The organism is Massilia sp. WG5, from assembly GCF_001412595.2.
Taxonomy (GTDB): Bacteria; Pseudomonadota; Gammaproteobacteria; order Burkholderiales; family Burkholderiaceae_D; genus Telluria.
On sequence record NZ_CP012640.2, the window covers coordinates 4,355,868 to 4,382,281 of the forward strand.

General features: G+C 66.7%; 25 protein-coding genes. 17 read left to right on the top strand and 8 right to left on the bottom strand.

Annotation, left to right across the window (positions count from 1 at the left end):
• The first annotated feature begins 405 nt into the window (after nucleotides 1–405).
• The 4 genes from AM586_RS19420 to AM586_RS19435 are packed head-to-tail and all read left to right on the top strand — an operon-like array spanning nucleotide 406 to nucleotide 4,426.
• A complete protein-coding gene (locus AM586_RS19420) occupies nucleotides 406–681 on the top strand; it encodes an exodeoxyribonuclease VII small subunit (RefSeq protein WP_052233570.1) in 276 nt (91 codons plus the stop codon).
• Nucleotides 678–1,598: a polyprenyl synthetase family protein gene (locus AM586_RS19425; RefSeq protein WP_373887928.1), complete on the top strand. Its 921-nt coding sequence runs from the start codon at nucleotides 678–680 to the stop codon at nucleotides 1,596–1,598. Before AM586_RS19420 ends, AM586_RS19425 begins: the two co-directional genes overlap by 4 nt.
• Entirely contained in the window at nucleotides 1,599–3,467 is a 1,869-nt protein-coding gene (gene dxs, locus AM586_RS19430; protein ID WP_052233568.1) for a 1-deoxy-D-xylulose-5-phosphate synthase, read from the top strand.
• A gap of 11 nt (nucleotides 3,468–3,478) precedes the next feature.
• The gene (locus AM586_RS19435) at nucleotides 3,479–4,426 is read left to right on the top strand and encodes an MYG1 family protein (RefSeq protein ID WP_052233567.1); all 948 of its coding nucleotides are present in this window, start codon (nucleotides 3,479–3,481) and stop codon (nucleotides 4,424–4,426) included.
• Nucleotides 4,427–4,440: 14 nt separating this feature from the next.
• On the opposite strand, the gene AM586_RS19440 is transcribed toward AM586_RS19435, so the two are convergent.
• Nucleotides 4,441–5,121 (bottom strand): FadR/GntR family transcriptional regulator, encoded by a 681-nt coding sequence (locus AM586_RS19440; RefSeq protein WP_052233566.1) that lies wholly within the window; start codon nucleotides 5,119–5,121, stop codon nucleotides 4,441–4,443.
• A 170-nt stretch (nucleotides 5,122–5,291) separates the two neighbouring features.
• Here AM586_RS19440 and AM586_RS19445 point away from each other — a divergent pair, with 170 nt between their 5' ends.
• The 4 genes from AM586_RS19445 to AM586_RS19460 all read left to right on the top strand — a co-directional run bounded on the left by AM586_RS19445 (nucleotide 5,292) and on the right by AM586_RS19460 (nucleotide 9,189).
• A complete protein-coding gene (locus AM586_RS19445; protein ID WP_060566694.1) occupies nucleotides 5,292–6,161 on the top strand; it encodes a fumarylacetoacetate hydrolase family protein in 870 nt (289 codons plus the stop codon).
• 19 nt (nucleotides 6,162–6,180) lie between these two features.
• Nucleotides 6,181–7,149: a tripartite tricarboxylate transporter substrate binding protein gene (locus AM586_RS19450; protein WP_307163833.1), complete on the top strand. Its 969-nt coding sequence runs from the start codon at nucleotides 6,181–6,183 to the stop codon at nucleotides 7,147–7,149.
• 142 nt (nucleotides 7,150–7,291) lie between these two features.
• Nucleotides 7,292–7,678 (top strand): tripartite tricarboxylate transporter TctB family protein, encoded by a 387-nt coding sequence (locus tag AM586_RS19455; RefSeq protein ID WP_052233563.1) that lies wholly within the window; start codon nucleotides 7,292–7,294, stop codon nucleotides 7,676–7,678.
• Nucleotides 7,678–9,189 (top strand): tripartite tricarboxylate transporter permease, encoded by a 1,512-nt coding sequence (locus AM586_RS19460; RefSeq protein ID WP_052233562.1) that lies wholly within the window; start codon nucleotides 7,678–7,680, stop codon nucleotides 9,187–9,189. The genes AM586_RS19455 and AM586_RS19460 overlap by 1 nt, the downstream gene beginning before the upstream one ends.
• On the opposite strand, the gene AM586_RS19465 is transcribed toward AM586_RS19460, so the two are convergent.
• Nucleotides 9,190–9,891 (bottom strand): 2OG-Fe(II) oxygenase, encoded by a 702-nt coding sequence (locus AM586_RS19465; RefSeq protein ID WP_229411123.1) that lies wholly within the window; start codon nucleotides 9,889–9,891, stop codon nucleotides 9,190–9,192.
• Between the two features lie 194 nt (nucleotides 9,892–10,085).
• On the opposite strand from AM586_RS19465, the gene AM586_RS19470 reads away from it, so the two are divergent.
• A complete protein-coding gene (locus tag AM586_RS19470) occupies nucleotides 10,086–11,255 on the top strand; it encodes a GGDEF domain-containing protein (RefSeq protein WP_052233561.1) in 1,170 nt (389 codons plus the stop codon).
• Between the two features lie 7 nt (nucleotides 11,256–11,262).
• Here the strand turns inward: AM586_RS19470 and AM586_RS19475 are convergent, their stop codons facing one another.
• Both AM586_RS19475 and AM586_RS19480 read right to left on the bottom strand, forming a co-directional pair.
• Nucleotides 11,263–12,423, bottom strand: a complete 1,161-nt coding sequence (locus AM586_RS19475; RefSeq protein ID WP_162600564.1) for a rhomboid family intramembrane serine protease — start codon at nucleotides 12,421–12,423, stop codon at nucleotides 11,263–11,265.
• A gap of 8 nt (nucleotides 12,424–12,431) precedes the next feature.
• Entirely contained in the window at nucleotides 12,432–12,986 is a 555-nt protein-coding gene (locus AM586_RS19480; protein WP_052233559.1) for a cob(I)yrinic acid a,c-diamide adenosyltransferase, read from the bottom strand.
• Nucleotides 12,987–13,060: 74 nt separating this feature from the next.
• Here AM586_RS19480 and AM586_RS19485 point away from each other — a divergent pair, with 74 nt between their 5' ends.
• The 8 genes from AM586_RS19485 to AM586_RS19520 all read left to right on the top strand — a co-directional run bounded on the left by AM586_RS19485 (nucleotide 13,061) and on the right by AM586_RS19520 (nucleotide 21,929).
• Complete coding sequence (locus AM586_RS19485) at nucleotides 13,061–14,542, top strand: FAD-linked oxidase C-terminal domain-containing protein (RefSeq protein WP_052233558.1); 1,482 nt, start codon at nucleotides 13,061–13,063, stop codon at nucleotides 14,540–14,542.
• A gap of 16 nt (nucleotides 14,543–14,558) precedes the next feature.
• Entirely contained in the window at nucleotides 14,559–15,641 is a 1,083-nt protein-coding gene (gene glcE, locus AM586_RS19490) for a glycolate oxidase subunit GlcE (RefSeq protein WP_052233557.1), read from the top strand.
• A gap of 1 nt (nucleotide 15,642) precedes the next feature.
• Nucleotides 15,643–16,896 carry a glycolate oxidase subunit GlcF gene (gene glcF / locus AM586_RS19495; RefSeq protein WP_052233556.1) on the top strand — a complete coding sequence of 418 codons (1,254 nt, stop codon included), beginning with the start codon at nucleotides 15,643–15,645 and terminating at the stop codon, nucleotides 16,894–16,896.
• Nucleotides 16,897–16,901: 5 nt separating this feature from the next.
• Nucleotides 16,902–17,633 carry a hypothetical protein gene (locus AM586_RS19500; RefSeq protein ID WP_052233555.1) on the top strand — a complete coding sequence of 244 codons (732 nt, stop codon included), beginning with the start codon at nucleotides 16,902–16,904 and terminating at the stop codon, nucleotides 17,631–17,633.
• Between the two features lie 74 nt (nucleotides 17,634–17,707).
• Nucleotides 17,708–18,022 (top strand): hypothetical protein, encoded by a 315-nt coding sequence (locus tag AM586_RS19505; protein WP_052233554.1) that lies wholly within the window; start codon nucleotides 17,708–17,710, stop codon nucleotides 18,020–18,022.
• A 23-nt stretch (nucleotides 18,023–18,045) separates the two neighbouring features.
• Nucleotides 18,046–18,732: a pentapeptide repeat-containing protein gene (locus AM586_RS19510; RefSeq protein ID WP_109370587.1), complete on the top strand. Its 687-nt coding sequence runs from the start codon at nucleotides 18,046–18,048 to the stop codon at nucleotides 18,730–18,732.
• Nucleotides 18,733–18,783: 51 nt separating this feature from the next.
• A complete protein-coding gene (locus AM586_RS19515; RefSeq protein ID WP_109370490.1) occupies nucleotides 18,784–20,862 on the top strand; it encodes a glycoside hydrolase family 97 protein in 2,079 nt (692 codons plus the stop codon).
• 68 nt (nucleotides 20,863–20,930) lie between these two features.
• Nucleotides 20,931–21,929 carry a S9 family peptidase gene (locus tag AM586_RS19520; RefSeq protein ID WP_229411122.1) on the top strand — a complete coding sequence of 333 codons (999 nt, stop codon included), beginning with the start codon at nucleotides 20,931–20,933 and terminating at the stop codon, nucleotides 21,927–21,929.
• Here AM586_RS19520 and AM586_RS19525 read toward each other — a convergent pair.
• The 4 genes from AM586_RS19525 to AM586_RS19540 all read right to left on the bottom strand — a co-directional run bounded on the left by AM586_RS19525 (nucleotide 21,926) and on the right by AM586_RS19540 (nucleotide 26,398).
• The gene (locus AM586_RS19525) at nucleotides 21,926–22,414 is read right to left on the bottom strand and encodes a glutathione peroxidase (RefSeq protein ID WP_197416408.1); all 489 of its coding nucleotides are present in this window, start codon (nucleotides 22,412–22,414) and stop codon (nucleotides 21,926–21,928) included. The two genes, AM586_RS19520 and AM586_RS19525, sit on opposite strands and share 4 nt — an antisense overlap.
• A 91-nt stretch (nucleotides 22,415–22,505) precedes the next feature.
• Nucleotides 22,506–23,795: a glycolate oxidase subunit GlcF gene (gene glcF, locus AM586_RS19530; RefSeq protein WP_052233549.1), complete on the bottom strand. Its 1,290-nt coding sequence runs from the start codon at nucleotides 23,793–23,795 to the stop codon at nucleotides 22,506–22,508.
• A gap of 23 nt (nucleotides 23,796–23,818) precedes the next feature.
• On the bottom strand, nucleotides 23,819–24,895 hold the full coding sequence (gene glcE, locus AM586_RS19535; protein ID WP_052233548.1) for a glycolate oxidase subunit GlcE: 1,077 nt from the start codon (nucleotides 24,893–24,895) through the stop codon (nucleotides 23,819–23,821).
• Nucleotides 24,896–24,910: 15 nt separating this feature from the next.
• Entirely contained in the window at nucleotides 24,911–26,398 is a 1,488-nt protein-coding gene (locus tag AM586_RS19540; protein ID WP_052233547.1) for an FAD-linked oxidase C-terminal domain-containing protein, read from the bottom strand.
• Between the last annotated feature and the right edge of the window lie 16 nt (nucleotides 26,399–26,414).

The following is a 26,414-nucleotide window of genomic DNA, read 5'->3' on the forward strand; positions in this document are numbered from 1 at the left end:
AATACGGTATTTCGGAGACAGAACCGGAGATTATAGCCTGTAAAGGCTCATCCGGTCTCGGTCCGGCACGTGGAAGCGGCGAAAAACCTGCTGTGCGTCGCATTTTGGGATGAGGACGCCTGATCCTGCGATGGACGCCGACCATGCGGAGCCGCTTCCCGGACTTGGCGTCTGCCGCCAAAACTGGCGCATGGGCTGGTGCGGCTTGCCTGACAGGCATCGTTTTCATGAATCGGTGGACGCTTTGCGATAAAATGTGTCTTTGCGTGCAAGATGTCGGCGACAAGTCGCGCCGTCATGCCGGGGTAGGATTGTTTACAATAAGCGATTAGACTGTCGCGCCGCGTGCAAGTGCCATCGCACATGTCGCCAGGCAAGTCGAGCCCCGAACCGATCAAAGTCATTATGCCAAATAAAACAAGCGCGGAGAGCGCCGCAGCGCCGGCCGCCACCGCGGCACCTCCGGAGTCGTTCGAGCAGGCGATGGCCGAGCTGGCACAGCTCGTCACGCAGATGGAAGGCGGACAACTGCCGCTGGAAGCATCGGTGGCCGCCTATGCGCGCGGCTCCGAACTGGTGCGCTATTGCGCGGCCCAGCTCGAAAAAGTCGAATCGCAGGTCAAGGTCCTCGAAGGCGAGATGCTCAAGCCCTTCAGCACCGACGACGAGGACGCGGAATGAGCACCGCAGTCAGCCCGGCCATGAGCCCGCAGCCCGGTTTCCGCGCCTGGATGGAAGGCGTGCAGGCGCGCACCGAAGCGGCGCTCGAGCGCTTCCTGCCCGAGCCCACGCTGGTGCCGTCCAGGCTGCATGAAGCGATGCGCTATACCACGCTGGGCGGCGGCAAGCGCGTGCGCCCGCTGCTGGCCTATGCGGCCGGCGAACTGTTCGGCGCCGGTGAGGATGCCGTCGCGCGCGCGGCCTGCGCGGTCGAGATGATCCACGTGTATTCGCTGGTGCACGACGACATGCCCTGCATGGACGACGACGCGCTCCGGCGCGGCAAGCCGACCGTGCACGTGGCCTACGACGAAGCCACCGCGCTGCTGGTCGGCGACGCGCTGCAGGCCCAGGCCTTCGAAGTGCTGGCGGGCGGCACGGACGTGGCGCCGGGGCGCCAGGTGCAGATGCTGCGCCTGCTGGCCGAAGCGGCCGGGACCAAGGGCATGTGCGGCGGCCAGGCGATCGACCTCGACAGCGTCGGCCTGAGCCTCACGCTGGAAGAGCTGGAGCGCATGCACCAGCTCAAGACCGGCGCCATGCTGCGCGTGTCGGTGCTGCTGGGCGCACTCGCCGGGCGCGAGCTCGCGCCGCAGGAGCAGGACGCGCTGGCTGCGTACTCGCGTGCGATCGGCCTGGCCTTCCAGGTCGTCGACGACGTGCTGGATGCGACCGCGGACTCCGCCACCCTCGGCAAGACCGCGGGCAAGGATGCGGCGGCGAACAAACCGACTTACGTATCGATTCTGGGGCTGGAGCCGTCCAAGGCGCTGGCCGAACAACTGCGGCGGCAGGCGCACGAGGCGCTGGCGCCGTTCGGAGAACAAGCACTGCGGCTGCGCGAACTGGCAGACCTGATCGTGCAGCGGAAGGCCTAAATGAAACTGCTAGAGACCATCAACGACCCGGCGGACCTGCGCAAGCTCCCGCGCCACCAGCTCACCCCGCTGGCAAACGAACTGCGCCAGTTCCTGCTCGATTCGGTATCCAAGACCGGCGGCCACCTGTCGTCCAACCTCGGCACCGTCGAGCTGACGATCGCGCTGCACTACGTGTTCAACACGCCGGAAGACCGGATCGTGTGGGATGTCGGCCACCAGACCTATTCGCACAAGATCCTGACCGGCCGCCGCGGCCGCATGCCGACGCTGCGCCAGCACAACGGCCTGTCCGGCTTCCCGAAGCGCGACGAGAGCGAGTACGACACCTTCGGCACCGCCCACTCGTCGACCTCGATCTCGGCCGCGCTGGGCATGGCGCAGGCGGCCAAGCTGAAAGGCGAGAAGCGCAAGGCGATCGCCGTGATCGGCGATGGCTCGATGACGGCCGGCATGGCGTTCGAGGCCCTGAACAATGCCGGCGTCGAGGACGATTGCGACCTGCTGGTGGTCCTGAACGACAACGACATGTCGATCTCGCCGCCGGTGGGCGCGCTGAACCGCTACCTGGCGCGCCTGATGTCGGGCCAGTTCTACGCCGCCGCCAAGAACGTCGGCAAGAGCGTGCTGCCGGCCCCGATGCTGGAACTGGCCAAGAAGCTGGAAGAGCACGCGAAGGGCATGGTGGTCCCGGCCACGATGTTCGAGGAGTTCGGCTTCAACTACATCGGCCCGATCGACGGCCACGACCTCGATTCGCTGATCCCGACCCTGGAAAACATCCGCAAGCTGAAGGGACCGCAGTTCCTGCACGTGGTGACCAAGAAGGGGCAGGGCTACAAGCTGGCCGAGGCCGAACCGATCCTGTACCACGGCACCGGCAAGTTCAACCCGAGCGAGGGCATCAAGCCGGCCACCGCACCGGCCAAGATCACCTACACCGAGGTATTCGGCAACTGGCTGTGCGACATGGCTGCAAGCGACAAGCGCCTGGTCGGCATCACGCCGGCGATGCGTGAAGGCTCGGGCATGGTGCGCTTCCACCAGCAGTACCCGGAGCGCTACTTCGACGTCGGCATCGCCGAGCAGCATTCCGTCACCTTTGCCGCCGGCATGGCGACCGAAGGCGTCAAGCCGGTGCTGGCGATCTACTCCACCTTCCTGCAGCGCGGCTACGACCAGCTGATCCACGACGTGGCGCTGCAGAACCTGGACGTGACCTTCGCCCTGGACCGCGCCGGCCTGGTCGGCGCCGACGGTGCGACCCACGCCGGCAACTACGACATGGCCTACCTGCGCTGCATCCCGAACATGGTCGTGATGGCGCCGTCCGACGAGAACGAATGCCGCCAGATGCTGACCACGGCCTACCACTACCCGGGCCCGGCGGCGGTGCGCTATCCGCGCGGCGCCGGCGTCGGCGCAGTCATCCAGCAGGAGCTGACGTCGATCGAGATCGGCAAGGGCGTGGTGAAACGCGAAGGCAAGGGCGTCGCCATCCTGGCCTTCGGCTCGATGGTCGCCCCCAGCCTGAAGGCGGCCGAAGGCTTGAACGCGACCGTCGCCGACATGCGCTTCGTGAAGCCGCTCGACGTCGAACTGGTGAAGCGCCTGGCCAGGGACCACGACTACCTGGTGACGGTGGAGGAGGGCTGCACCATGGGCGGCGCCGGTTCCGCCGTCGCCGAAACCCTGGCGGCGGAAGGCCTCGTCAAGCCACTGCTGATCCTGGGCCTGCCGGACCGCTTCATCGACCACGGCGACCCGGGCGTGCTGCTGGCGTCCGTCGGCCTGGACGCGCACGGCATCGGCAAGTCGATTCGCGAGCGTTTCGGCGTCGGCGAGCCGCGCCTGGTCGTGAACAACTGAGCGGCGCGGCCATGCTGATCGTCACCCACGGCGGCAAATTCCACGCGGATGACGCCTGGGCCGTCGCCGTCATCAAGGTGCTGCACCCCGAGGCGGCGCTGGTGCGCACGCGCGACCCCGCCATCATCGACAGCGCCGATATCGTGATCGACGTCGGCGGCGTCTGGGACCCGGCCAGCGGCCGCTTCGACCATCACCAGAAAGGCTTCAGCGGAGCCCGTCAAAGCGGCGTGCCGTATGCCAGCGCCGGCCTGGTATGGCGCGAATACGGCGGCCGCTGCGTCGCCGCGCTGGCAGCGGCGCACACCGGCGCGCAGCTGAGCGAGGACACGGCCCAGCAGATCGCCTACGCCATCGATGCGGACATCGTGCAGTACCTCGACCTGTCCGACGTCGGCGCCGCCAAGAATGCGCCCGGCGGCTACGGCATGTCGGCGGTGGTCTCGGGCTACAACCCGAACTGGCTGGACGAAGAGCGCCTGGGCTATGGCGAGGCCGCCGACGCTCACCGCCTGGACCAGTTCCGCCGCGCGATGGACTTCCTGATCGACGTGATGGCGAACGCCGTCAAGTACCGCGTCGGCGCCATGCTGGCGCTGGAGCAGGTGCGCCAGGCCGAGGCGCTGGAAGGCGGGCGCCTGCTGTACCTGAAGAACAGCGCGCTGCCCTGGAGCTCGGTGGTGCGCAAGGAAATGCCGAAGGTCCTGTTCGTCATCAGCCATAACCTCGGCGAGCAGCGCTACATGCTGCACACGGTGCCGGCCACCGCCGACACCTTCGAGGCGCGCGCCGACCTGCCGGCTTCCTGGGCCGGCCTGCGCGACGCCGAACTGGCCGCCGTTACCGGCGTGCCGGACGCCGGCTTCTGCCACAACGGCCGCTTCATCGCCGCCGCCAAGTCCTACGAGGGCATCTACGCGATGGCGCTGCAGGCGCTGAGGGAAGTGGAGCCGGGCTAGCCTGCCTGGGTGCGCTAGTAGCCGAGCAGGTTGTGGCGGATGCGCACCAGATGCTCGGTGGTGAGAAGCCTGGCCCGTTCCTCGTCGCGGTCCTTCAGCGCGTCGACCAGGGCGCGATGCTCCTGCTGGTAGGCATGGCGCCGCTCGGGCGTGAGACTCTTCATTTTCAGCGAGCCCCATTCGCCCTGTTCGCGCGCCTTGCTCATCAGCTGGAACACGCTCTTGATCAGGTTGTTATGGGTGGCATCGGCAATCGCCTGGTGCAAGGCGCCATCCCATACCTCGAACTGTTCCATGGAGCCGGCGTTTTCGGCGTGCGTGCAGCACTCTTCCATGCGCAGGAAATCCGCACTGGTCGCATTGCGCACGACCAGGTTCGCGATCATCGGTTCGATCACCATCCGTGCTTCCATCAGCTCGGCCGGACTGATGTGCAGCTCCTGCGCCTGCATTTCGGTCGACCGTACCAGCGCGCTGGCGTCCTTGGCGACAAAGGTGCCGCTGCCCACCGTTTGCGTGATCAGGCCGCGCTCCTTGGCTTCGGCGAGGATGCGGCGGACCGCGCCACGGCCGATCCCGTAGCTCGCACACAGCTCCCGCTCAGTGGGAAGCTTTTCTCCGGCTTTCCAGTGCCCCGAGCCGACATTTGCCAGCAGCTCTGCACGCAATGTCGCGGCCCCGTTCGGGTTTTTCATCGATTGGCATTCTTCATGGTGTAATTGGTTCGCATTATAGACCAATTGAGCTCCCATTATCGGTGGCGCCACACCCGGACAAAAAGCCGCCTTGATTGTTGACTCCAGCGCAACATTGGCGTAATTTGGTTACTGCAGTAAAACCAATTAAAACCAATAAGGGACAAAGAATGCGCATTGCCACCATCGAAGTGGACTCGAAAACGCGTGTCGTCATCGTCGACGACACTGGTGAGAATTACTGGCATGTCGAGGATATCCTGCCCGGATTCGAAGGCGATATGCTGGACCTGGTCGAGGCGGTATCCGCCCCCGCCAGCATGCTGAAAACAGCCGGCCCGGGACAGCCGCTGGCCGGACGCCGCCTGCTGGCGCCGATGCAGAGGACGGTGCGCAATCTCTTTTTGGTCGGTAAAAACTACCACGAGCACGCCAAGGAATTCAGCGGGTCCGGCTTCGATTCGTCGGCCCAGGTCGTGCCGACGGCCCCGAACGTTTTCACCAAGCCGGCGAGCACCATCGTCGGCACCGGTGCGGATGTCCATTCCCATCCCGAAGTGACGCAGCAGATGGATTACGAGGCGGAACTCGCCGTGATCATCGGCAAAGGCGGCCGCGGCATCGACAAGGCGGATGCCTATGCCCACGTATGGGGCTACACCATCGTCAACGATGTGACCGCGCGCGACCTCCAAAAGAAGCATGGCCAATGGTTTCTCGGTAAATCGCTGGATACCTTCTGCCCGATGGGGCCATGGATCGTGACCGCCGATGCGATCGATCCGCAGAATATCCGGATCCAGTGCTGGGTCAATGGCGAACTGCGCCAGGATGCGAATACGGCGGACCTGATCTTCGACATTCCCACGCTGATCGAAACCATCTCCGCCGGCATCGAACTGAAACCGGGCGACATCATCGTCACCGGCACGCCGGTCGGCGTCGGCATCGGCTTCAATCCGCCGAAATTCCTGAAAGCCGGGGACGAGGTACGGATCTCGATCGAAGGTATCGGGACGCTCAATAACAGCATCGTGTGAGATTATGAAAATTCCATTTTTGAGAACGTCGATTGTTGTTGCAGGCATCCTGTGGACCGCCATGTCGGGCGTGGCGTATGCCGACGACGCCTGGCCCGCCAAGATGGTCACGATGGTCGTGCCTTTTCCGCCGGGCGGGGTGGCCGATACCGTTGCGCGCCCGGTGGCGCAAGCGATGGGACGCTATCTCAAGCAGACCGTCATCGTCGAAAACAAGGGCGGCGCCGGCGGCGCGATCGGCATGGGGCAGGTGGCGCGGGCCAAGCCCGACGGCTATACGGTATTGATGGCGCTGTCCTCGATCGCCATCATTCCGGAAGCCGACAAGATCACCGGGCGCAAACCGCTGTACCAGATGGCGCAACTGAAACCGGTTGCCCGCTTCACCGCCGATCCGACGGTGCTGGTCGTGCGTGCGGACAGTCCCTGGAAAACCGTGGGCGATTTCGTCACCGCGGCGCGCAGCAAGCCGGGCGCATACAGCTATAGCTCGTCGGGCAATTACGGCACCATGCACGTGCCGATGGAAATGCTGGAATCGAACGCAAAGATCAAGCTGCTCCACGTACCGTTCACGGGAGCGGGACCGGCGGTGCTGGCCCTGCTGGGCGGGCAGGTGGACGCGATCTCGACGGGGCCGGCCAGCGTGGCGCAACAGATCAAGGCCGGCAAGCTGCGGGCGCTGGCGCATTGGGGCAAGGAGCCGCTGGCCGCCTTGCCGGGTGTGCCAAGCCTGACGGAGGCAGGGTTCCCGGTCGAATTCGCGCAATGGTCCGGACTGTTCGTGCCGAGCGACACGCCGGAACCGGTGGTGGCGAAACTGCGCGAGGCGGCGCGCGTCGCCGCCAACGATCCCCAGGTGCGGCAGACCATCTCCCAGGCCGGCAGCCCGATCGAGTACCTGGACACGCCGGACTTTCAAAGCTATATCGCAAGCGAATCCAAAAAGCTGAAGGAAGCGGTGCAGAAGATCGGCCGCGTCGAGTAAGCACGGCGATGCCTGCCTGCCGGTTGCGCCGACGCGCCGGCAGGCAGGAAAGCGCGGGAAAGCGCGTCGGCCATGACATCAAAATGATAAGAAGCGGGAGACGGCGGTGAACAACTCAAACTTGGCAAGGGGACTGTGCCTGATGGCGATTTCCCTTGTCTTCGGTATAGCGGCGCTCCGGCATCGTGTCGGCGACTTCAGTAATGCCGGGCCCGGATTATTCCCTCTGCTGATAGGGAGCCTGTTGTTCCTGATCGGCGTGCTCACGGTCGTGCGTTCGCGTTTCGTGAAACCCGAACCCATCGACCGCAAGGTAAAAAACATCGCCCTGGTCCTGCTGGGCCTGTGCGGTTTCGCGGCGATTTCGCATTACCTGAACATGATCGCCGCCATCGTGTTCCTGGTGTTTGTCGTCGGCTTCGGTGCGACCACGTATTCCGTCGCACGGAATATCAAGATCGCGGCCGGCCTGATCGCGTTCGCCTTCATGTTCCGTAACCTGCTCGGCTTGAACCTGCCCCTGTTCTGATGGATATCCTGCACAACCTCGCGTTCGGCTTCGAGACTGCACTGACCATGCAGAACCTGATGTACTGCGCCATCGGCTGCATCGTCGGCACCCTGATCGGCATGTTGCCGGGACTCGGTCCCTTGTCCACCATCAGCCTGCTGCTGCCGCTGACCTATTCAATTCCGGCGGATGGCTCGCTGATCATGCTCGCCGGGATTTACTACGGCGCCCAATATGGCGATAGCGTCAGCGCCATTACCATGAAGATTCCGCATGCAAGCAGTATCGTGGCCTGCATCGACGGCTACCAGATGACGCTGAACGGCAAGACCGGGCTGGCTTTGTTCACTGCCGGTATTTCGAGCTTCATCGGCGGCACCGTGGCGATCGTGGTCCTGTCCACGCTGGCGCCGGTATTGGGCGAGCTGGCGTTCAAATTCGGCCCGGCCGACTACTGCGCGCTGATGCTGTTCGGCTTCCTGTGCGTGAGTTTCGTTACCACGGGCAATCTGCTCAACGGCCTGGCGATGACGCTCATCGGCGTCCTGCTCGGCACGATCGGCACGGATGTGAACACCGGCACCACGCGCTTCACCATGGACCTGCCGTTCCTGACCGATGGGGTCAACCTGATCAGTATTGCGCTCGGCTGCTTCGGCATTGTCGAGGTCGTCAAAAATCTCGACAGGGGCAACCAATACACCCCATTCAACGGCACGATCAAGTTAATGCCGAGCTGGCCCGAATTCAAGCGCATCATTCCAAGCGCCTTGCGCGGCAGTGCAGCGGGCTCGGTGCTGGGCCTGTTGCCCGGCGGCGGACCGACGATCGCGCAATTCATGGCCTATGCGCTCGACAAGCGTTTCAGCAAATACAGGCATGAAATCGGCCACGGCGCGATCGAGGGCGTCGCGGGGCAGGCCGCGGCCGACGAAGCGGCCGCACGCACCAGCTTCATTCCGCTGATGGCCATCGGCATTCCCGAGAATGCGGTCATGGCCCTCATGATGGGCGCCTTCATCATCAAGGGCGTCCAGCCCGGTCCGACCATGATTCCGGACCATCCCGAGCTGTTCTGGGGACTGGTCGCCAGCATGTGGGTGGGCAGCATTTTCCTGGTGGTGCTGAACGTGCCGCTGGTACGCTACTGGCTGTCGATCTTCAAGATCCCCTTCAATGTGCTGTTCCCGGCGATCCTGTTTTTCTGCTGCGTCGGCACATACAGCATCAACAACAGCCTGGACGATATCTACATCACCGCGTTTTTCGGCGCCTGCGGCTACCTGTTCATGCGCCTCGGCCTCGAGGCGGCACCGCTGATGCTGGGTTTTATCCTCGGTCCCATGTTGGAAGAAAACTTCCGTCGCGCGATGATGCTCGGCCGCGGGAGCTTTCACGCTTTTTACACCCGGCCGATCAGCGCCACCCTGCTCGCCATTGTCGGCCTGTTCATCGCCTGGCAGGTCCGGGTATTCTTCCGCCAGCCGAGACCGGCGGCGGACAGTGGCGCGTCCATGGCGGGAAGCTGATCAGCGCTGTCCGAACAGCTCTTCCGCGCGCCGATACAGGATCCACGAGGTCGCCACGTACTTGTCGCCGCTGTGCGACACGTGGCCCTTGTGGGTATGCGTGAAGCCGGCCGGGGCGATGACCAGCCGTCCCTCTTTTGCTTTTACTTTCCTGCCCTGGTACAGGAACTCCGTCTCGCCGCCTTCTTCGACGTCGTTCAGGTAGAACTGGAACAGCAGCACCCGGTGCAGGGTCTCGCAGCTGGCGTTCTGCGGATAGATCTCGGAATGCCAGTGGTGGTAGCCGCCGCTGCCGCGCAGGTACTTCTGCAGGTTGATCGGGCCGCAGCGGTACATCGCCTGTACCAGCGCATCGAGGTGGGGACGGCCGCATTCGTCGAAGTTGTCGAGCGAGAGCGCAACCGGCTGCCCGGTGGACGGGTGCGCGACCATCGGCGCCAGCGCGCCCAGCACCAGCGCGCGGTAGCGGTCCACGTACTGCGCCAGGTGGCGCCGCAGCGCCGACGCCATCAGGCCGGCGACGTCCTGCCACTCCGGATACTGGGTGAGGGTGAGGTCCCAGCTGTCCTTCTTCGCCACGTCCACGCCGTTGCCGGTGCGGCCGCGCACGAGCTTGCCGCTGGTCTCGAAGCGTTCGATGATGCGCGCGCACTGCTCGGCGCCAAGGACCTGGTCGTAGATGCCGATGAAGTCGTCTATCATGATCGTCAGGAAAAGTTTTTGCGAGCATACGCGAAATTTGCGCCCGTCTGCGATTTGCAACACGGTCGCAGGATTTTCATGGCAAGACGATAATCTTTGTGTTCCAAAAGTAACATCCGCACTACTCGAGATAGCTTGTCAGTTCGCCATACGGTAGGCTTGCATATCCCTTTTATCCGGGTTATGCCTTCTCCGTGTTCCGATTCATCCAGCCTTCCGTTACGCCCGAGCCGTTTTCCCCCGCGCTCGAAGATGCCTACCAGGCCGACCTGGCCGGCGACAAGCTGCGCATCTTCTATGTCGCCAGCACCTTGTGTTGCGTGCTGTTCCTGTGCTTCGGCTTCCTCGACGCCGTCGTCCTGCCGAGCAATGTGACCGGCGCCTGGACGGTGCGCGCCATCATGATCCTGGGGACGATGGCGGTCACGGTGGGCGTGCGCCTGCGGCCCGCGGTCTTCCTGCGCCGGTACACGCTCTGCATGCCGATGATCTCGCTCGCCTGGGCGGCGGGCATCGACGCCATCATCGTGCAGTCGAGCCCGACCGACCTTGCCTGGAGCACGTATTACGCCGGCCTGCTGATCGTGTCGATGGCCCTGTATGCCTGGACCTATCTGCCGTCCCTGCATGCGGCCCTCACCGGCGCCCTCGTGGTCGCCAGTTATGCGGTAGTGGCCCTGTACGCGCAGGGGATGGGCAGCGGCGGGCATTGGCCGCTGCTGGCGCAGAACTGCTTCTTTCTCGTTTCCGCCAACCTGATCGGGATCGTGTCGCTGGTCTTGCGCGAGCGCTTTTCGCGCCAGGCTTTCCTGCTGAAGCACGCGCTGGCGCACGACCTCGAGCGCGAAGGGGAGGCCAAGCGCCAGAGCCAGCACCGCTCCGAGCATGACGTCCTGACCGGGCTGCCCAACCGGGTGCGCTTCCTGCGCGGACTGGACGAGATGCTGGCGACGCGCCAGGGAACGGCCGCGGTGGCGGTGCTGTTCCTGGACCTGGACGGCTTCAAGCCCGTCAACGACCGTTACGGCCACGCCGCCGGCGACCAGGTGCTGACCGCGGTCGCCGAGCGCATCCGCGGCGCGATCCGCGTGTCCGACCTGGCGGCGCGCCTGGGCGGCGACGAGTTCGTGGTCGCGGCGCCGCTGGCCGACGTCAACGGCGAGCTCGTGGTGCGCCGGATGAGCGCCGCCCTGTGCGCGGCCATCGCCGAGCCGGTGGAGGTCGGCGGCCACCTGCTGCGCGTGTCGGCCAGCATCGGCGTGGCGCTGGCGCCGCGCGACGCCGCCGGCGCCGCGGAACTGGTCCACCTGGCCGACCAGGATATGTACGAATCGAAGCGTCTGAGCAAGCGCCTGGCGTCCTAGCCTTGCGTCAAGCCGCGCGCTGCGCCGGCACGTGCAGCGAGCGCGCCAGCAGGTGGCCGGCCAGCCAGCCGCCGGCCAGGCCGCCGATGTGGGCCGCGTTGTCGGTGTGCGGATACAGGAAGCCGGCGCCGATATTGAACAGCAGGAAAGGCGCGATCGAACTGCGCAGGTCGCGCACCACGGTCGGCGGCACGCCGCTGTGCTCGCGGCCGATGAAGGCGAACAGGCCGCCGATGATGCCGAAGATCGCTCCCGAGGCGCCGACGCTGTTCACCGGATGATGCGTCAGCAAGCCCCACAGCAGGCTGCCCAGGCTGCCGCCGAGGCCGGCCAGCAGGTACAGGCCGGCAAAGCGCAGGCTGCCGAAGATGCGCTCGACCAGCTGGCCGGCCTGCCACAGCGCGAACATGTTCATCGCCAGGTGCAGCAGGTTGCCGTGCACGAAAGCTGAGCTCAGCAGGCGCCACCATTGCCCGGCGCCGAGCGTCATGCGCGGCACGTTCGAGCCCCATTTCACCAGCTGTTCCTGCAGCAGGGCAGGGCGCAGCTCCGGTCCCCAGCCGATGAAGGAGGCCAGCGACAGCTTCCACTGCCCGTTGCCGAGCACGTTCAGCAGGCCCTGCTTCCACAACTGCAGGTGCGCCTGCAGCGCGGCCAGCGAGTTCCAGCCGGGCAGGAACCTGGACGAGATCGGCCCCATGCCCTGGCGCTCCAGCCACATCAGGAAAAAGATGGCGATGTTCGCCGCCAGCAGGATCCGGATCACCGGCGTCGACGGGCTCCAGTAGTCGATGCGGTCATGGAAGACCTCGCGCTCGGCGTGGGCCACTGCGAACTCGGGCGTGCAGCGCGTGGGGAGCGCGGCCGCGATCGTCCTGGCAAGCGCCGGACTGGCCGCCGAAAAGCCGAGCTCCTGCATCTTCTCGACGCCGACCACGTCGAAGATCACGTCCTCGCCGGCGGTCCGCACGTTGACGATGTCGACCATGCGCAGGCGCTGCTCTTCCGTCTTCGGGAAGCGGAACGAGCGGTGGCTGCTGCCGCGCACGGTCACGAAGTCGGGCTCGATCGCGATCTGTCCCTGGCCCTGGAAGCGGAAGGGATTGGATGGCCAGTTCGGACCGCCGCGGTAGAAGCGGACGGCGAAAAGCTCGTCCTTGACCTGCACGGCCATCCTCAGCCGCGCTTGCGTTCGTGCTGCCACAGCACGTCGCTGCCGCCAGCGTGGCGGTTCAGCACGCGCGCCAGCACGAACATCAGGTCGGACAGGCGGTTCACGTATTGACGCGGCTGGGCGTTGATCGTGTCCGTTTTCGACAGCGCGACGATGCTGCGCTCGGCGCGCCGGCACACGGTGCGGCACACATGGGCAAGGGAAGCGGCGCGCGAACCGGCCGGCAGGATGAATTCCTTCAGGACCGGCAGGTCGGCATTGTATTTCTCGAGCAGGCCGTCGAGGCGGGCGACGTGCGCGTCCTTGATCATCTGGTAGCCGGGGATGCACAGCTCGCCGCCCAGGTCGAACAGGTCGTGCTGGATCGAAACCAGCTCTTCCCGCAGATCGGCCGGCATGTCCTCGCACAGCAGCAGGCCGACGAAGGAGTTCAGTTCGTCGACGTCGCCGAGCGCGGCAATGCGGGCGCTGTCCTTGCCGGTGCGGCTGCCGTCGCCGAGTCCGGTGCTGCCGTCGTCGCCGGTGCGGGTCGCAATTTTCGAGAGTCGATTGCCCATGCTTATGCCCTGCCTATAAAAAAAGATAGCGCGAGCATACGCCAAAATAGTGCAATAGTGCTTACAATCGTCTTATGATCCCCGCCATACCCGTCGACCCAGAGCGCCGCCGTGCGGTGGCCTCAGCACTGCGTGCGGTGCTGCCCGAGCGCTGCGTCCTGCACGATCCCGAAGACACGCGCCCCTACGAATGCGACGGCCTGGCGGCCTATCGCCAGCTGCCGATGATCGTCACGCTCCCCGACAGCGAGGAGCAGGTGCTGGCGATCCTGAAGGTGTGCCGCGAGCTGCAGGTGCCGATCGTGCCGCGCGGCGCCGGCACCGGGCTGTCGGGCGGCGCCCAGCCGCTGGCCGACGGCGTGGTGATCTCGACCGCCCGCCTGAACCGCATCCTGCGCGTCGAACCGTATTCACGCAGCGCCGTGGTCCAGCCGGGCGTGCGCAACCTGGCGATCTCGGAAGCGGCGGCGCCGTTCGGTCTGTATTACGCGCCCGATCCGTCCTCGCAGATCGCCTGCACCATCGGCGGCAACGTCGCCGAGAACTCGGGCGGCGTGCACTGCCTGAAGTACGGCCTCACCGTGCACAACGTGCTGCGCGTGCGCGTCTGCACCATCGAAGGCGATGTCATCGAGCTGGGCGGCGACGCGCTCGATGCGCCCGGCCTCGACCTGCTGGCCGTCTTCATCGGTTCGGAAGGCATGCTCGGCATCGTCACCGAAGTCACCGTCAAGCTGGTGCCGAAGCCGGCGCTGGCCCAGGTGATCATGGCCTCCTTCGACGACGTGGTCACCGGCGGCAACGCGGTCGCCAGCGTGATCGCGGCCGGCATCATCCCCGCCGGCCTGGAAATGATGGACCGCACCTCCTCGCGCATGGTCGAGCCTTTCGTGAAGGCCGGCTACGACCTCGACGCCGCCGCGATCCTGCTGTGCGAAGCGGACGGCACCAATCTCGAGTTGGCCGAGGAAATCGAGCGCATGACCGAGGTGCTGCAGCAGGCCGGCGCCAGCAGGATCGCGGTCTCGCAGAACGAGGCCGAGCGCCTGCGTTTCTGGTCGGGCCGCAAGAACGCCTTCCCGGCCGCCGGCCGCATCTCGGCCGATTACTACTGCATGGACGGCACCATCCCGCGCAAGCACCTGGCCCACGTGCTGACCCGTATCGAGGAGATGCAGGACGTGTACGGCCTGCGCTGCGCGAACGTGTTCCACGCCGGCGACGGGAACATGCACCCGCTGATCATGTTCGACGCCAACAAGCCGGGCGAGCTGCAGCGCGCGGAAGATTTCGGCGCCGCCATCCTTGCCCTGTGCGTGGAAGTGGGCGGCACCATTACCGGCGAGCATGGGGTCGGAGTCGAGAAGATCGACTCCATGTGCGTGCAGTTCGGGGCGAAGGAGCTGGAAGCCTTCTTCGCCGTCAAGCGCGCTTTCGACCCCGGCATGCTGCTGAATCCGAACAAGGCGGTGCCGACCCTCCAGCGCTGCGCCGAAATGGGCAAGATGCGGGTGAGCGGTGGCGTGCTGCCTTTCGCGGACCTGCCGCGCTTTTGAAAAGACGACACCAGACATGCAGCAGATTCTCGAACAGTTCCAGGACCAGGTGCGCAGCGCAGCGAATGACAAACGCGCGCTGCGCATCCGCGGCGGCGGCACCAAGGACTGGTACGGGCAGCGTATCGAGGGCGAGATCCTCGATACGCGGCCGTACGCCGGCATCGTCGACTACGAGCCGACCGAGCTGGTGATCACCGCGCGCTGCGGCACGCCGCTGGCCGAGATCGAAGCGCTGCTGGCTGAACGCAAGCAGATGCTGGCTTTCGAGCCGCCGCATTTTGGCGAGGGCGCGACCCTGGGCGGCGCGATTGCCGCCGGCCTGTCCGGTCCGCGCCGCGCCAGCAGCGGTGCGCTGCGTGACTTCGTGCTCGGCGCGAAACTGGTGGACGGGAAGGGCGAGCTGCTGACTTTCGGCGGCCAGGTGATGAAGAACGTGGCCGGCTACGACGTTTCGCGCCTGCTGGCCGGCTCGCTCGGTACCCTCGGCCTGCTGCTGGAAGTCTCGGTCAAGGTACTGCCGCTGGCCTACCGCGAAGCCACGCTGCGCTTCGAGATGAGCGAGGTCGACGCGATCCGCACTCTGAACGAATGGGCCGGACAGCCGCTGCCGATCTCGGCGAGCTGCTGGATCGACGGCGTGCTGGCGCTGCGCCTGTCCGGCGCGCAGGCGGCGGTCGACGCCGCGATCCGCTCGCTGGGCGGCGCGCATGGCGGACCGCATGGTGATTACCTGATGCCCGACTGCGCCGCTTTCTGGGCCGGCCTGCGCGAGCAGCGCCATGCCTTCTTCGATGGCGACACCCCTTTGTGGCGCTTGTCGGTGCCGCCGACCGCCAGCGCCCTGGTGCTGGGCGGGCCGCAGCTGATCGAGTGGGGCGGCGCGCAACGCTGGCTGCGCGCGGACGGCGACGCCATCACGGCCCAGCGCATCCGCGCTACCGTGTCGGCCTGCGGCGGCCATGCGACCCTGTTCCGCGGCGGCGACAAAAACGTCGGCGTGTTCCAGCCCTTGGCGCCGGCCATCGCGAGAATCCACGAACGCCTGAAGGCCGGATTCGATCCGGCGAATATCTTCAACCCCGGCAGGATGTACTGACATGCAAACCAATCTGGCCGATTTCATCAAGGACACGCCCGAAGGCCGGGAGGCCGACGCCATCCTGCGCGCCTGCGTGCATTGCGGTTTCTGCACCGCGACCTGTCCCACTTACCAGGTGCTGGGCGACGAGCTCGATGGGCCGCGCGGCCGCATCTACCTGATCAAGCAGGTGCTGGAGGGCGTCGAGCCGACCCGCAAGACCCAGCTGCACCTGGACCGCTGCCTGACCTGCCGCAACTGCGAGACCACCTGTCCGTCGGGCGTCAAGTACGGGCGGCTGGTGGATATCGGCCGCAGGGTGGTCGAGGAACGCGTCGCGCGTCCGTTCACGGACCGCGCCAAGCGCACCATGCTGAAGGAATTCCTGCCGCGGACCGGGCTGTTCAAGCCGGCCTTCAAGGCGGGGCAGCTGGCGCGTCCGCTGCTGCCCTATGAGCTGCGCGACAAGCTGCAGCCGGCGCGCGCTGCCGGGCCTTGGCCGCGCCGCGAGCACGCGCGCAAGATGCTGGCGCTGGCGGGCTGCGTGCAGCCGGCGATGGCGCCCGACATCAACGCCGCCACCGCGCGCGTGCTGGACTCGCTCGGCGTGCAGCTGATCGAGGCGCCCAGGGCCGGCTGCTGCGGCGCGGTGCGCTACCACATGAACGACCAGGACGGCGGCCTGGACGACATGCGCCGCAACGTCGACGCCTGGTGGCCCTATGTGGAAAACGGCCAGGTCGAGGCGATCGTGATGACGGCCTCGGGCTGTGGCGTCACCGTCAAGGAATACGGCCACCTGCTGGCGCAGGACCCGCAGTATGCCGCGAAGGCCGAGCGGATCAGCGCGATCACGCGCGACCTGTCGGAAGTCATGCAGGACTTCGAGGGCGAGATCGGCGCGCGCATGGCGGGCTGGCTTAGTCAGCACATGGGCGAGCGCATCGCCTTCCACCCGCCGTGCACCCTGCAGCACGGCCAGCAGATCCGCGGCAAGGTCGAGGGCGTGCTGCGCGCCGCCGGCGTCGACGTGGTGCTGTGCGCGGAAAGCCACCTGTGCTGCGGCTCGGCCGGCACCTATTCCGTGCTGCATCCCGAGATCGCACACGCGCTGCGCGACCGCAAACTGGCCAACCTGGAGGCGACCGGCGCCAAGGAGATCGTGTCCGCCAACATCGGCTGCATTTCCCACCTGCAGTCGGGAACGGAAACGAAAGTGGAGCACTGGATCGAGCTGGTCGACCGCGCCCTTGCCGGGGCGGCGGTCCAATGAGGGGCGTGGCAGCGTCGCTGCTGGTCGCCACGCTCGCATGCAGCCTGCCGGCCGGCGCGGCCACGCCGGAAGGGCAGGCGCACAAGCCGGTCCACAAGGAAGTCCACAAGGCGCCGCACAAGCAGGCGGCCACGCAGTCGTCCAGGCTCGCGAAGAAGCCCGAGCCAAAGAAGGCCGTGGCGAAGAAGCCGGTGCAGAAAGTGGCGCAGAAGCCGGTACCCGGGCCGGCCGTGCCGGCGGACGAGAGCGCCGACGGCTTCCTCAACCTGTACGTCGAGCTCTGCGTGCGCCATTTCAGCGACCTCGATGACTTCCGTGCGCGCCTGCTGCGCGACAAGGTCCCCAGGCTGCCGGCGGAAGACGCGAAGTTGTTCCTGTCCGGGATGGAAGGCGACGCCTGGCCGGTGCCGTACAAGGGCAAGATGGGGAATTACGTGCTGGCCCTGCCGGCCGGGAAGAACCTGTGCCTGCTGCATGCGCACCGCGCCAACGCCGCCGCGGTCGAGAAGGGCTTCCTCGACATCGTGGCCGACGCCCCCGAACCGATGGTGGCGCAGCGCGGTCCCAGCCGGGAAGCGCTGAGCCCGGACAAGATCAGGACCCGGACCGTGTCCTCCACCTGGGCCCCGCCGGGCGCACGCCGCAAGATGGAGTTCATGCTGACCACCACGGCATCAAGCAAGGCCGAGCTGCAGGCGATGGGGTCGGTGGCGATGGTGGCCGGCACCACCCCTTGAGCGCGGCGCCGTCCGACGCGAAACCACATGCCGTGTTAGCATCGGCCCCCCATGTTTGAACGATGGAGTGAATCGTGAGTTTCGTGTTTCGCCTGATCTCCCAGGACGAGGACGCGGCGCCGTCGGTCGCGTTCCAGGACTCGATCGGCCCTGGCTACGTCGCGCTGTGGGAAGCGCTCGGGGTCTACGACGCGCTCTACAACAGCGACGGGCGCGAGGCGCGCGAGGTGTCGCGGTCCATCGCCTACGGCATCGACCAGCTGAACGAGGATGAAGCGCTGGGCCGCCTGCTGCCGGCCAGCGCAAGGCTGGGCGAGGCGATCCGCTTCCTGGAAAACGTGCACCGCGGCTGTACCATCCATGCCTCGGCGCGGATCGAGACCCACTAGAGACAATGAGTATGCAGTCGGCCATGTCGCAAGCCACCATCACCATCACCGGCGAAACCATCGGCCGGGATCGCATCGAAGCGCTGCTCGCGGAGCAGGCCCTGCTCATCTTCGAGGAATGCGATTTCCAGCAGGCCGACCTGTCGCGCCTGAACCTGCAGGACTGCAGCTTTGCCAACTGCGCGGTGGCCGAGGCCTCGTTCTACGCGGCCAGGCTGGCGCGCACGCGCTGGCGGCGTTGCCGCGGCGGCCATGCCGACTTCGAGGCCAGCGACCTGGTCGACGCGCGCTTCGAATCCTGCGACCTGAACAACGCCAACTGGCGCCGCGCCAAACTGGCGTCCGTCAGCTACCGCGGCTGCAAGCTGACCGGCGCCAGTTTCGAGGAAGCCGGCCAGCTCGGCCTGAGCTTCGAGGATTGCCTGCTGGTCGGCGCCGACCTGCGCCGCATGTCGTTCAGGAAGGCGAAGCTCGCCGGCCTCGATTTCTCGGATGCGGATTTGTCGGGCTGCGACTTCCGCGAAGCCGTGTTCGAAGGCGGCAGCCTGCGCGACGCCCACATCAAGGACACCCGCTTCGACCATGCCGACCTGCGCGAGGCGGACCTCGGCGGCCTGAAACTTTCTAACGCCAGGCAGTTCGCCGGCGCGACGATCTCGCCGCGCCAGGCGGCCGAGCTGGTGAGGGCGATGGGCCTGAATGTCGGCTGAGCTTCCAGCGCGGCTGTAGTAAAATTACACCTCTTTATGGAGGTGTCTGCGATGCGCGTTCGTTCCAGTTCCAAGCCGGGTTTCCGTTTGTTTGCCGCGTCCGTCCTGATCGCCGGCAGCCTGGCCGGCCAGTGCGCCTGGGCGCAGGCCGTGGTCGCCAGCGCAGCCTCGCCCGGCGAGGTCCTCGACGTCGAGGTGCAGATCGACGGCATGGGGCATCTGGGCTACGACATCAAGCGCCGCGGCAAGGAGATCATCGGCCTGTCGCGCCTGGGCTTCAACCTGGCCAACGCGCCCAAGCTGGACGGCGGTTTCAGCCTGCGCGCAAAGAAGGTCAGCGAGCATGACGACACCTGGGAACAGCCCTGGGGCGAGCGCCGCTTCGTGCGCAACCATTATCGCGAGCTGCGGGTCGAAGTGGAACAGAAAGGCGGTCCGAAAAACGTCGCCGGGCGCGCGCTGGCGATCGTGTTCCGCATCTACGACGACGGCGTCGGCTTCCGCTACGAGTTCCCCGACCAGCCGCAGCTGCGCGACACCGCCATCCTCGATGAGTTGACCGAATTCGCGGTCGCCCAGCCGGCCACCGCCTGGTGGATCCCGGCCGGCGAATTGCCCGGCCTGGAAGAGCTGGTCCAGAAGGCGCCGCTCGCCGAAATCGGCACTGCCAATACCCCGCTGACCATGCGCCTGCAGGACGGCACCCACGTCGCCCTGCACGAGGCGGCGCTGGTCGACTATGCCTCGATGTGGGTGCGCAAGGTCGAAGGCCAGAAGCTGCGCGCGCAACTGGCGCCGTCGAGCATCGGCCCGGCGGTGGTCAGGCATGGGGCCTTCACGACGCCGTGGCGCACGCTGCGTATCGCCGACGATGCGGCGGGGCTGTACATGTCCGACCTCGAACTCAACCTGAACGAACCGAACAGGCTGGGCGACGTGTCGTGGGTGCACCCGTCGAAGTTCATCGGCGTCTGGTGGAGCATGCACCTGCAGCAGACCAGCTGGAACGCGGGGCCGAAGCACGGCGCCAACACCGCCAACGTGAAGAAGTACATCGACTACGCGGCACAGAACGGCTTCCGCGGCGTGCTGGTCGAAGGCTGGAACCAGGGCTGGGAAAGCGACTGGGGCCATGGCGGCGCCGACTTCAGCTTCACCAAACCCTACCCCGACTTCGACCTGCCTCTGCTTGCCGCCTACGCGAAAGAGAAGGGCGTGCGCCTGATCGGCCACCACGAGACCGGCGCCAACCTGCCGGCCTACGAAAAGCAGATGGACGCGGCGTACAAGCTGTATGCGAAGCTGGGCGTGGACAGCGTGAAGTCCGGCTATGTGCACGAAGCGGGCAGCATGCAGTTTGCGGGACCGGACGGCAAGATCCACTACGGCCACTACGATTCGCAGGAAGGCGTGCGCCACTTCCTGAAGGCCGTCACCGAGGCCGCGCGCTACAGGATCGCCGTCGACACCCACGAGCCGATCAAGGACACCGGCCTGCGCCGCACCTATCCCAACTGGATCTCGCGCGAGGGCGCGCGCGGCGTCGAATACAACGCCTGGGGCAACCCGGTGAACCCGGTCGACCACGAGGCCAAGCTGGTGTTCACGCGCATGCTGAGCGGCCCGATGGACTACACGCCGGGCATCGTCAGCCTGATGGGCGCCGACAACAAGGTATTCAACTCGACCCAGGCCAAGCAGCTCGCCAACTTCGTCGTCATCTATTCGCCAATCGTGATGGCGGCCGACCTGCCGGAGCACTACGCCAAGTACCCGGCCGCCTTCAAGTTCATCCGCGAGGTGCCGACCGACTGGTCCGAGACCAAGGTCGTCAACGGCGCGGTGGGCGAGTACGCCAGCATCGCGCGCAAGGACCGCAAGTCGGATGACTGGTACGTCGGCGCCGTCACCGATGGCCAGGCGCGCACGCTGCCGTTCCCGCTGTCCTTCCTCGACCAGGGCAAGACCTATGTGGCCGAGATCTACCGCGACGGCGATGCGGCCGATTACCGCAACGAGCACCGCTTCGACCTCGTCACCGAGACCCGCACGGTGACGGCGAAGGATGTGCTGCAGCTGAAGCTGGCGCCGGGCGGCGGGCAGGCGATCCGCTTCACGCCGCAGCGGTGACAGTTCGATAGATTCAAACGCCGGATTTGATGTCACTATCCGGGGTCCGGATCCTTCGAAAGGCAATCGTGAAAAGCAGTCTGCTGTTGGCCGCCATGCTGGCCTGCGCCGGCGTCCATGCGGCGAATCCGAGCGCACAGGAAGAGCGCTTCGAGGCGAACGGGCTGGCGCTGTCCCGCGTGACGCTGCAGGGCGGCGCCGGTGCGCCGGTCCGGTATTTCCTGTCCCGGCCCGCATCGCGGTCGCCGCTGGTGCTGTTCATCCAGGGCTCGGGATGCGTCCCGTCCTTCCTGATGGATGGCCAGGAGCGCAAGTCCTCGATTCCTTATTGGGCGACGCTGGCGTCCCGGGGACGGTATGCCGTGATGGCGGTCGACAAGCCCTACCAGTCGGACGAGCCGCAACAGGGCCCGTTCGGCTCCGCGATCGGCTGCGCCGGCGAATTCAATGCCCACTTTTCCTATGAGACCTGGCTGGCCACGCTGAAGGATGCGCTGCGCCATGCCCTGTCGCGCCCGGAAGTCGACCCGCGGCGCGTGCTGCTGGTCGGGATTTCCGAGGGCGCGCCGATGGCGGCCGGCCTGGCGCGCGAGATGCCCGAGGTGACGGACGTGGCCCTGGTCGGCGCCACCGGGACGACCCAGCTGTTCGATTTCGCCGCCGGCATCCAGCGCTCGACGGACAGCGACGACAAAAAGATCGAACGGCTGAAGGAACTCGACGACACCTTCAGCGCGGTCGCGGCCGATCCGAAAAGCACCAGTAAATTCCTGTGGGGCCATACCCATCTGCGCTGGAGCAGCTTCTTTGCCCAGTCCACGATAGACCACCTGTCGCAGTCGCGTGCGCGGGTCTACCTGGCGAGCGGCATGCAGGACAGGGCCGTGCCCATCCTGTCGACCGAAGTGCTGTATGCGCAGCTGCGCGTGCAGGGCAGGGACGTGAGCTTCCGCCGCGTGCCGGATGCCGGCCACGGCCTGGTGAAGGATGGACTGTCGCGCGAGGAAGCCGGCAAGGCAGGCGTGAAGGAATACGACGCCATCATGGCCTGGTTCGAACGGCCTTAAGCCGACTGCCCCAGCGCCTTTTCGATATCTCCCGCAATCTCCTCCGGCCTGGTCTGCGGCGCATAGCGCTTGACGACCTTGCCGTCGCGCCCGATCAGGAACTTGGTGAAGTTCCATTTGATGGCCTCAAGGCCGAGTATCCCCGGCGCTTCCGCTTTCAGGTGCTTGTACAGGGGATGTGCGGCGTCGCCGTTGACGTCGACCTTGGCGAACATCGGAAAGCTCACGCCATAGTTCTTTTCGCAGAAGGCGCCGATCTCTTCCTCGCTGCCCGGCTCCTGCGAACCGAACTGGTTGCAGGGGAAGCCCAGCACTTCCAGGCCGCGGCCGTGCAGCTCGCGGTAGACGGTTTCCAGGCCCTGGTACTGCGGGGTGAAACCGCATTTGCTGGCGGTGTTGACGATCAGCAGGACCTTGCCGCGGTACCGGGCAAGGTCGACCGGCTTGCCGTCGAGGGCGGCGGCCTGGAAATCGAAGACGTTCACGGAGCACTCCTGCATGAGGGTTGGCCAAGATGCATGAGTGTACGGCAAAGCGCTGCGGGCTGCCGTACCCGCGGCGCTCTGGAGACAGCCTTCAGGCAGCCTGGCGCACGGCGTCCGTCGCGTTCGAAGGCCGGGCAACGGCCGGGCGCGCCAGCGCTTCCTCGATGAACTCGATCCAGTGGCGCACCGGCAGCGCGGTGCCGCCCTGGATGTGGCTCAGGCAGCCGATATTCGCCGAGGCAATCTCCTGGGCGCCGGTGGCTTCCAGGTTGGCGACCTTGCGCTCGCGCAGCTGGGCCGACAGCTCGGGCTGCAGCACGGAATAGGTGCCGGCCGAGCCGCAGCACAGGTGGCTGTCCCTGCACAGCTGGACGTCGACGCCGGCCAGCGCCAGCAGGCGTTCCGCGTGGCCGCGGATCTTCTGCCCGTGCTGCAGCGTGCACGGCGGGTGATAGGCGACGCGCGGTCCCTCGCGGCCGGCGAGGCGGGTGGCCAGCTGCGCTTCGAAGCGCGCCAGCACCTCGGACAGATCCAGGGTCAGCGCCGAGATGCGTTCGGCCTTCGCCGCGTAGGCGGAATCGTGCGCCAGCAGGTGGCCGTAATCCTTGACCATCACGCCGCAGCCCGAGGCCGTCATCACGATCGCCTCGACCGCCGCGCCGTTCTCGCCCTGGACGTAGGGCCACCAGGCGTCGATGTTGCGGCGGGCGTCGTCGAGCGCGGCTTCCTGCGCGTCGAGGTGGTGGCGCAGGGCGCCGCAGCAGCCGGCCTTCGGCGCCGCCACCAGCTGCACGCCGAGCTTGTCGAGCACGCGCGCGGTGGCCGCGTTGATGTTGGGCGCCATCGCCGGCTGCACGCAGCCGTCCAGCACCAGCATGCGGCGCGCGTGCACCGTGCCCGGCCACTCGGTGCGCGCGGCCGGCGGCGCGACCTTCTGGCGCAGCGCCGCCGGCAGCAGCGGACGCAGGGCCTGGCCCGCCTTCATGGCCGGTGTGAAGATCCAGCGCCGCGGCAGCAGCTCGGCCAGCGCCTGGCGCGCAATGCGCTGGCGCAGCGGGCGCGGCACCTGGCGGTCGACGACCTTGCGGCCGATGTCGAGCAGGCGCGCGTACTGCACGCCCGAGGGGCAGGTGCTTTCGCAGTTGCGGCAGGTCAGGCAGCGGTCCAGGTGTTCCTGCGTCTTGGCGGTCGCAGGCTGCCCTTCGAGTACCTGCTTGATCAGGTAGATGCGTCCGCGCGGGCCGTCGAGCTCGTCGCCCAGCAGCTGGTAGGTCGGGCAGGTGGCGGTGCAGAAGCCGCAGTGCACGCAGGCGCGCAGGATGGCTTCTGCCTGGTCGCCGTCGGCGCTGCCCTTGATGAAGTCAGCCAGATTGGTTTGCATAATTTAAAAACTCGCAGGACGCGTCAAAATTCGTTGTACATGCGCGCGGGATTGAAGATCCCCGCGGGATCGAAGGTTTCCTTGAGGCGCTGGTGGATGCGCGCGAGGGCGGGCTGCAGCGGCGCGAAGACGCCGAGGCGCTTGTCGCCGCCACGGAACAGGGTCGCATGGCCGCCGCGCGCGGCCGCCATCCTGCGGATCTCCGTGGCCTCGATGTCCAGGTTGGAACTGCCGAGCACCCAGCGCTGGCCGCCGCCCCATTCGATCAGCTGGCGCCCCGGCAGGTCCAGCGCCGGGGTGGTCGACGGCAGGGCGAGGCGCCACAGGCCGGTGCCGTGGGCGCCGATGAAGAAGTCGGCGTTCTGCTCGCGCAGGTCGTGCCAGAAGCAGTCGGCATTCGCCATCGTTTCACCGCCGAGTTCGCGCGCAGCGGCGTCGACCGCCGCGCCGGCGCCCGACAGGCGCAGCGCCAGCCTGCCGCCCTGCCAGGCGCTTGCCGAGATCGGCAAGGCGCGCCCGCTCCAGTCATTGAGGCAGTCCAGCGCATCCTGCTGGCCGAGCTCGAACTGCAGCGTGGTCTCGCGCACCGGGCGCGGCAGGACTTTCAGCGACACGCTGGCCACCAGGCCGAGGGTGCCGAGCGAACCGGCCAGCAGGCGCGAGACGTCGTAGCCGGCGACATTCTTCATGACCTTGCCGCCGAAGTGGAGCAGCTCGCCGCGCCCGTCCACCAGGTCGGCGCCGAGGACGAAGTCGCGCAGGGCGCCGGCGCCCTGGCGCCGCGGGCCCGACAGGCCGCTGGCGACCATGCCGCCGACGGTGGCGCCGGGACCGAAGTGGGGTGGCTCGAAGGCCAGCATCTGGTTCTGCGCGGCCAGCACCTCTTCGAGTTCGGCCAGCGGGGTGCCGCAGCGCACCGTCACCACCAGTTCGGAAGGTTCGTAGTCGACGATGCCGCGGTACGGGCGCGTATCGAGGACCTCGCCCTCGACCGCCTGTCCGTACCAGTCCTTGCTGCCGCCGCCGCGCAGGCGCAGCGGCGTGCGCGCGGCGTGCGCGGCGGCGATGCGTTCGCGGAATTCCTGAAGTACCTGTTCCATTCGTGTTCGATCCTCTCAGAAGCGCGGCAGGTGCGCGAAGCGGGTGACGCCGCCGGACACGTGCATCCTGCCGAATTCGGCGCAGCGGTTCAGCGTCGGAATCGCCTTGTCGGGGTTGAGCAGCCGGTGCGGGTCGAAGGCCCGCTTGACGGCGTGGAAGGCGTCCAGCTCGGCGCTCGAGAACTGCACGCACATCGAGTTGATCTTCTCGATGCCGACCCCGTGCTCGCCGGTGATGGTGCCGCCGACCTCGACGCACAGCGCCAGGATGTCCGCGCCGAAGGCCTCGGCGCGTTCGAATTCGCCGGGCTGGTTGGCATCGAACAGGATCAGGGGGTGCATATTGCCGTCGCCGGCGTGGAATACGTTCGCGCAGCGCAGGCCATAGGTGGTCTCCATCTTCTCGATGCTGGTCAGCACGTGGGCCAGCTGCTTGCGCGGGATGGTGCCGTCCATGCAGTAGTAGTCCGGCGAGATGCGGCCGGCGGCCGGGAAGGCGTTCTTGCGGCCGGACCAGAAGCGCAGGCGCTCGGCCTCGTTCTGCGAGACCGTGATCGCGCTTGCGCCGGCGGCCTGCAGCACCTCGGCCATGCGCTCGATCTCCTCGGCGACTTCGAGCTCGGTGCCGTCCGCCTCGCACAGCAGGATCGCGGCCGCCTCGGTGTCGTAGCCGGCCTTCACGAAAGGCTCGACCATGCGCGAGGAGGTGCGGTCCATCATTTCCAGGCCGGCGGGGATGATGCCGGCCGCGATCACGCTGGCCACCGCGTTGCCGCCGGTGACCACGTCATCGAAGGAAGCCATGATCACGCGCGCCGCGGCGGGCTTGGGCACCAGCTTGACCGTGACTTCGGTGACCACGCCCAGCATGCCCTCCGAGCCGATGAAGACGGCCAGCAGGTCGAGGCCGGGCGCGTCCGGCGCCTCGCTGCCCAGTTCGACGACGTCGCCGTCGATCGTCACGACGCGCACGCGCAGCACGTTGTGCACGGTGAGGCCGTACTTCAGGCAGTGCACGCCGCCCGAGTTCTCGGCGACGTTGCCGCCGATGCTGCAGGCGATCTGCGACGAGGGGTCCGGCGCGTAGTACAGCCCGAGCGGCGCGGCGGCCTCCGAGATGGCGAGGTTGCGCACGCCCGGCTGGGCCACCGCCGTGCGCGACGCCAGGTCGACGCGCACGATCCTGTTCAGCTTCGCGGTGGACAGCACCACGCCGTCGGCGATCGGCATGGCGCCGCCGGACAGCCCGGTGCCGGCGCCGCGCGGCACGATCGGCACCTGCAGCGCGCGGCAGACCGCCAGGATGTCGATGACCTGCTGCTCGGTCTCGGGCAGGACCACCACCATCGGCAGCTGGCGGTAGGCCGACAGGCCGTCGCACTCGTAGGGCCGGGTGTCCTCCGGCTCGGCCAGCAGGCAACGGTCCGGCAGTACCGGACGCAGGGCCTGCACTACCTGGCGGCGCCGTGCCAGCAGGTTTTCCGGATCGGGAGACATCTTCATGGTTTCCTCTTGAAAT

Coding starts and splice junctions, on each gene's coding strand:
- AM586_RS19420 (WP_052233570.1), top strand. CDS start 406: ATGCCAAATAAAACAAGCGCGGAGAGCGCCGCAGCGCCGGCCGCCACC.
- AM586_RS19425 (WP_373887928.1), top strand. CDS start 678: ATGAGCACCGCAGTCAGCCCGGCCATGAGCCCGCAGCCCGGTTTCCGC.
- dxs (WP_052233568.1), top strand. CDS start 1,599: ATGAAACTGCTAGAGACCATCAACGACCCGGCGGACCTGCGCAAGCTC.
- AM586_RS19435 (WP_052233567.1), top strand. CDS start 3,479: ATGCTGATCGTCACCCACGGCGGCAAATTCCACGCGGATGACGCCTGG.
- AM586_RS19440 (WP_052233566.1), bottom strand. CDS start 5,121: ATGAAAAACCCGAACGGGGCCGCGACATTGCGTGCAGAGCTGCTGGCA.
- AM586_RS19445 (WP_060566694.1), top strand. CDS start 5,292: ATGCGCATTGCCACCATCGAAGTGGACTCGAAAACGCGTGTCGTCATC.
- AM586_RS19455 (WP_052233563.1), top strand. CDS start 7,292: ATGGCGATTTCCCTTGTCTTCGGTATAGCGGCGCTCCGGCATCGTGTC.
- AM586_RS19460 (WP_052233562.1), top strand. CDS start 7,678: ATGGATATCCTGCACAACCTCGCGTTCGGCTTCGAGACTGCACTGACC.
- AM586_RS19465 (WP_229411123.1), bottom strand. CDS start 9,891: ATGATAGACGACTTCATCGGCATCTACGACCAGGTCCTTGGCGCCGAG.
- AM586_RS19480 (WP_052233559.1), bottom strand. CDS start 12,986: ATGGGCAATCGACTCTCGAAAATTGCGACCCGCACCGGCGACGACGGC.
- AM586_RS19485 (WP_052233558.1), top strand. CDS start 13,061: ATGATCCCCGCCATACCCGTCGACCCAGAGCGCCGCCGTGCGGTGGCC.
- glcE (WP_052233557.1), top strand. CDS start 14,559: ATGCAGCAGATTCTCGAACAGTTCCAGGACCAGGTGCGCAGCGCAGCG.
- glcF (WP_052233556.1), top strand. CDS start 15,643: ATGCAAACCAATCTGGCCGATTTCATCAAGGACACGCCCGAAGGCCGG.
- AM586_RS19510 (WP_109370587.1), top strand. CDS start 18,046: ATGTCGCAAGCCACCATCACCATCACCGGCGAAACCATCGGCCGGGAT.
- AM586_RS19515 (WP_109370490.1), top strand. CDS start 18,784: ATGCGCGTTCGTTCCAGTTCCAAGCCGGGTTTCCGTTTGTTTGCCGCG.
- glcF (WP_052233549.1), bottom strand. CDS start 23,795: ATGCAAACCAATCTGGCTGACTTCATCAAGGGCAGCGCCGACGGCGAC.
- glcE (WP_052233548.1), bottom strand. CDS start 24,895: ATGGAACAGGTACTTCAGGAATTCCGCGAACGCATCGCCGCCGCGCAC.
- AM586_RS19540 (WP_052233547.1), bottom strand. CDS start 26,398: ATGAAGATGTCTCCCGATCCGGAAAACCTGCTGGCACGGCGCCGCCAG.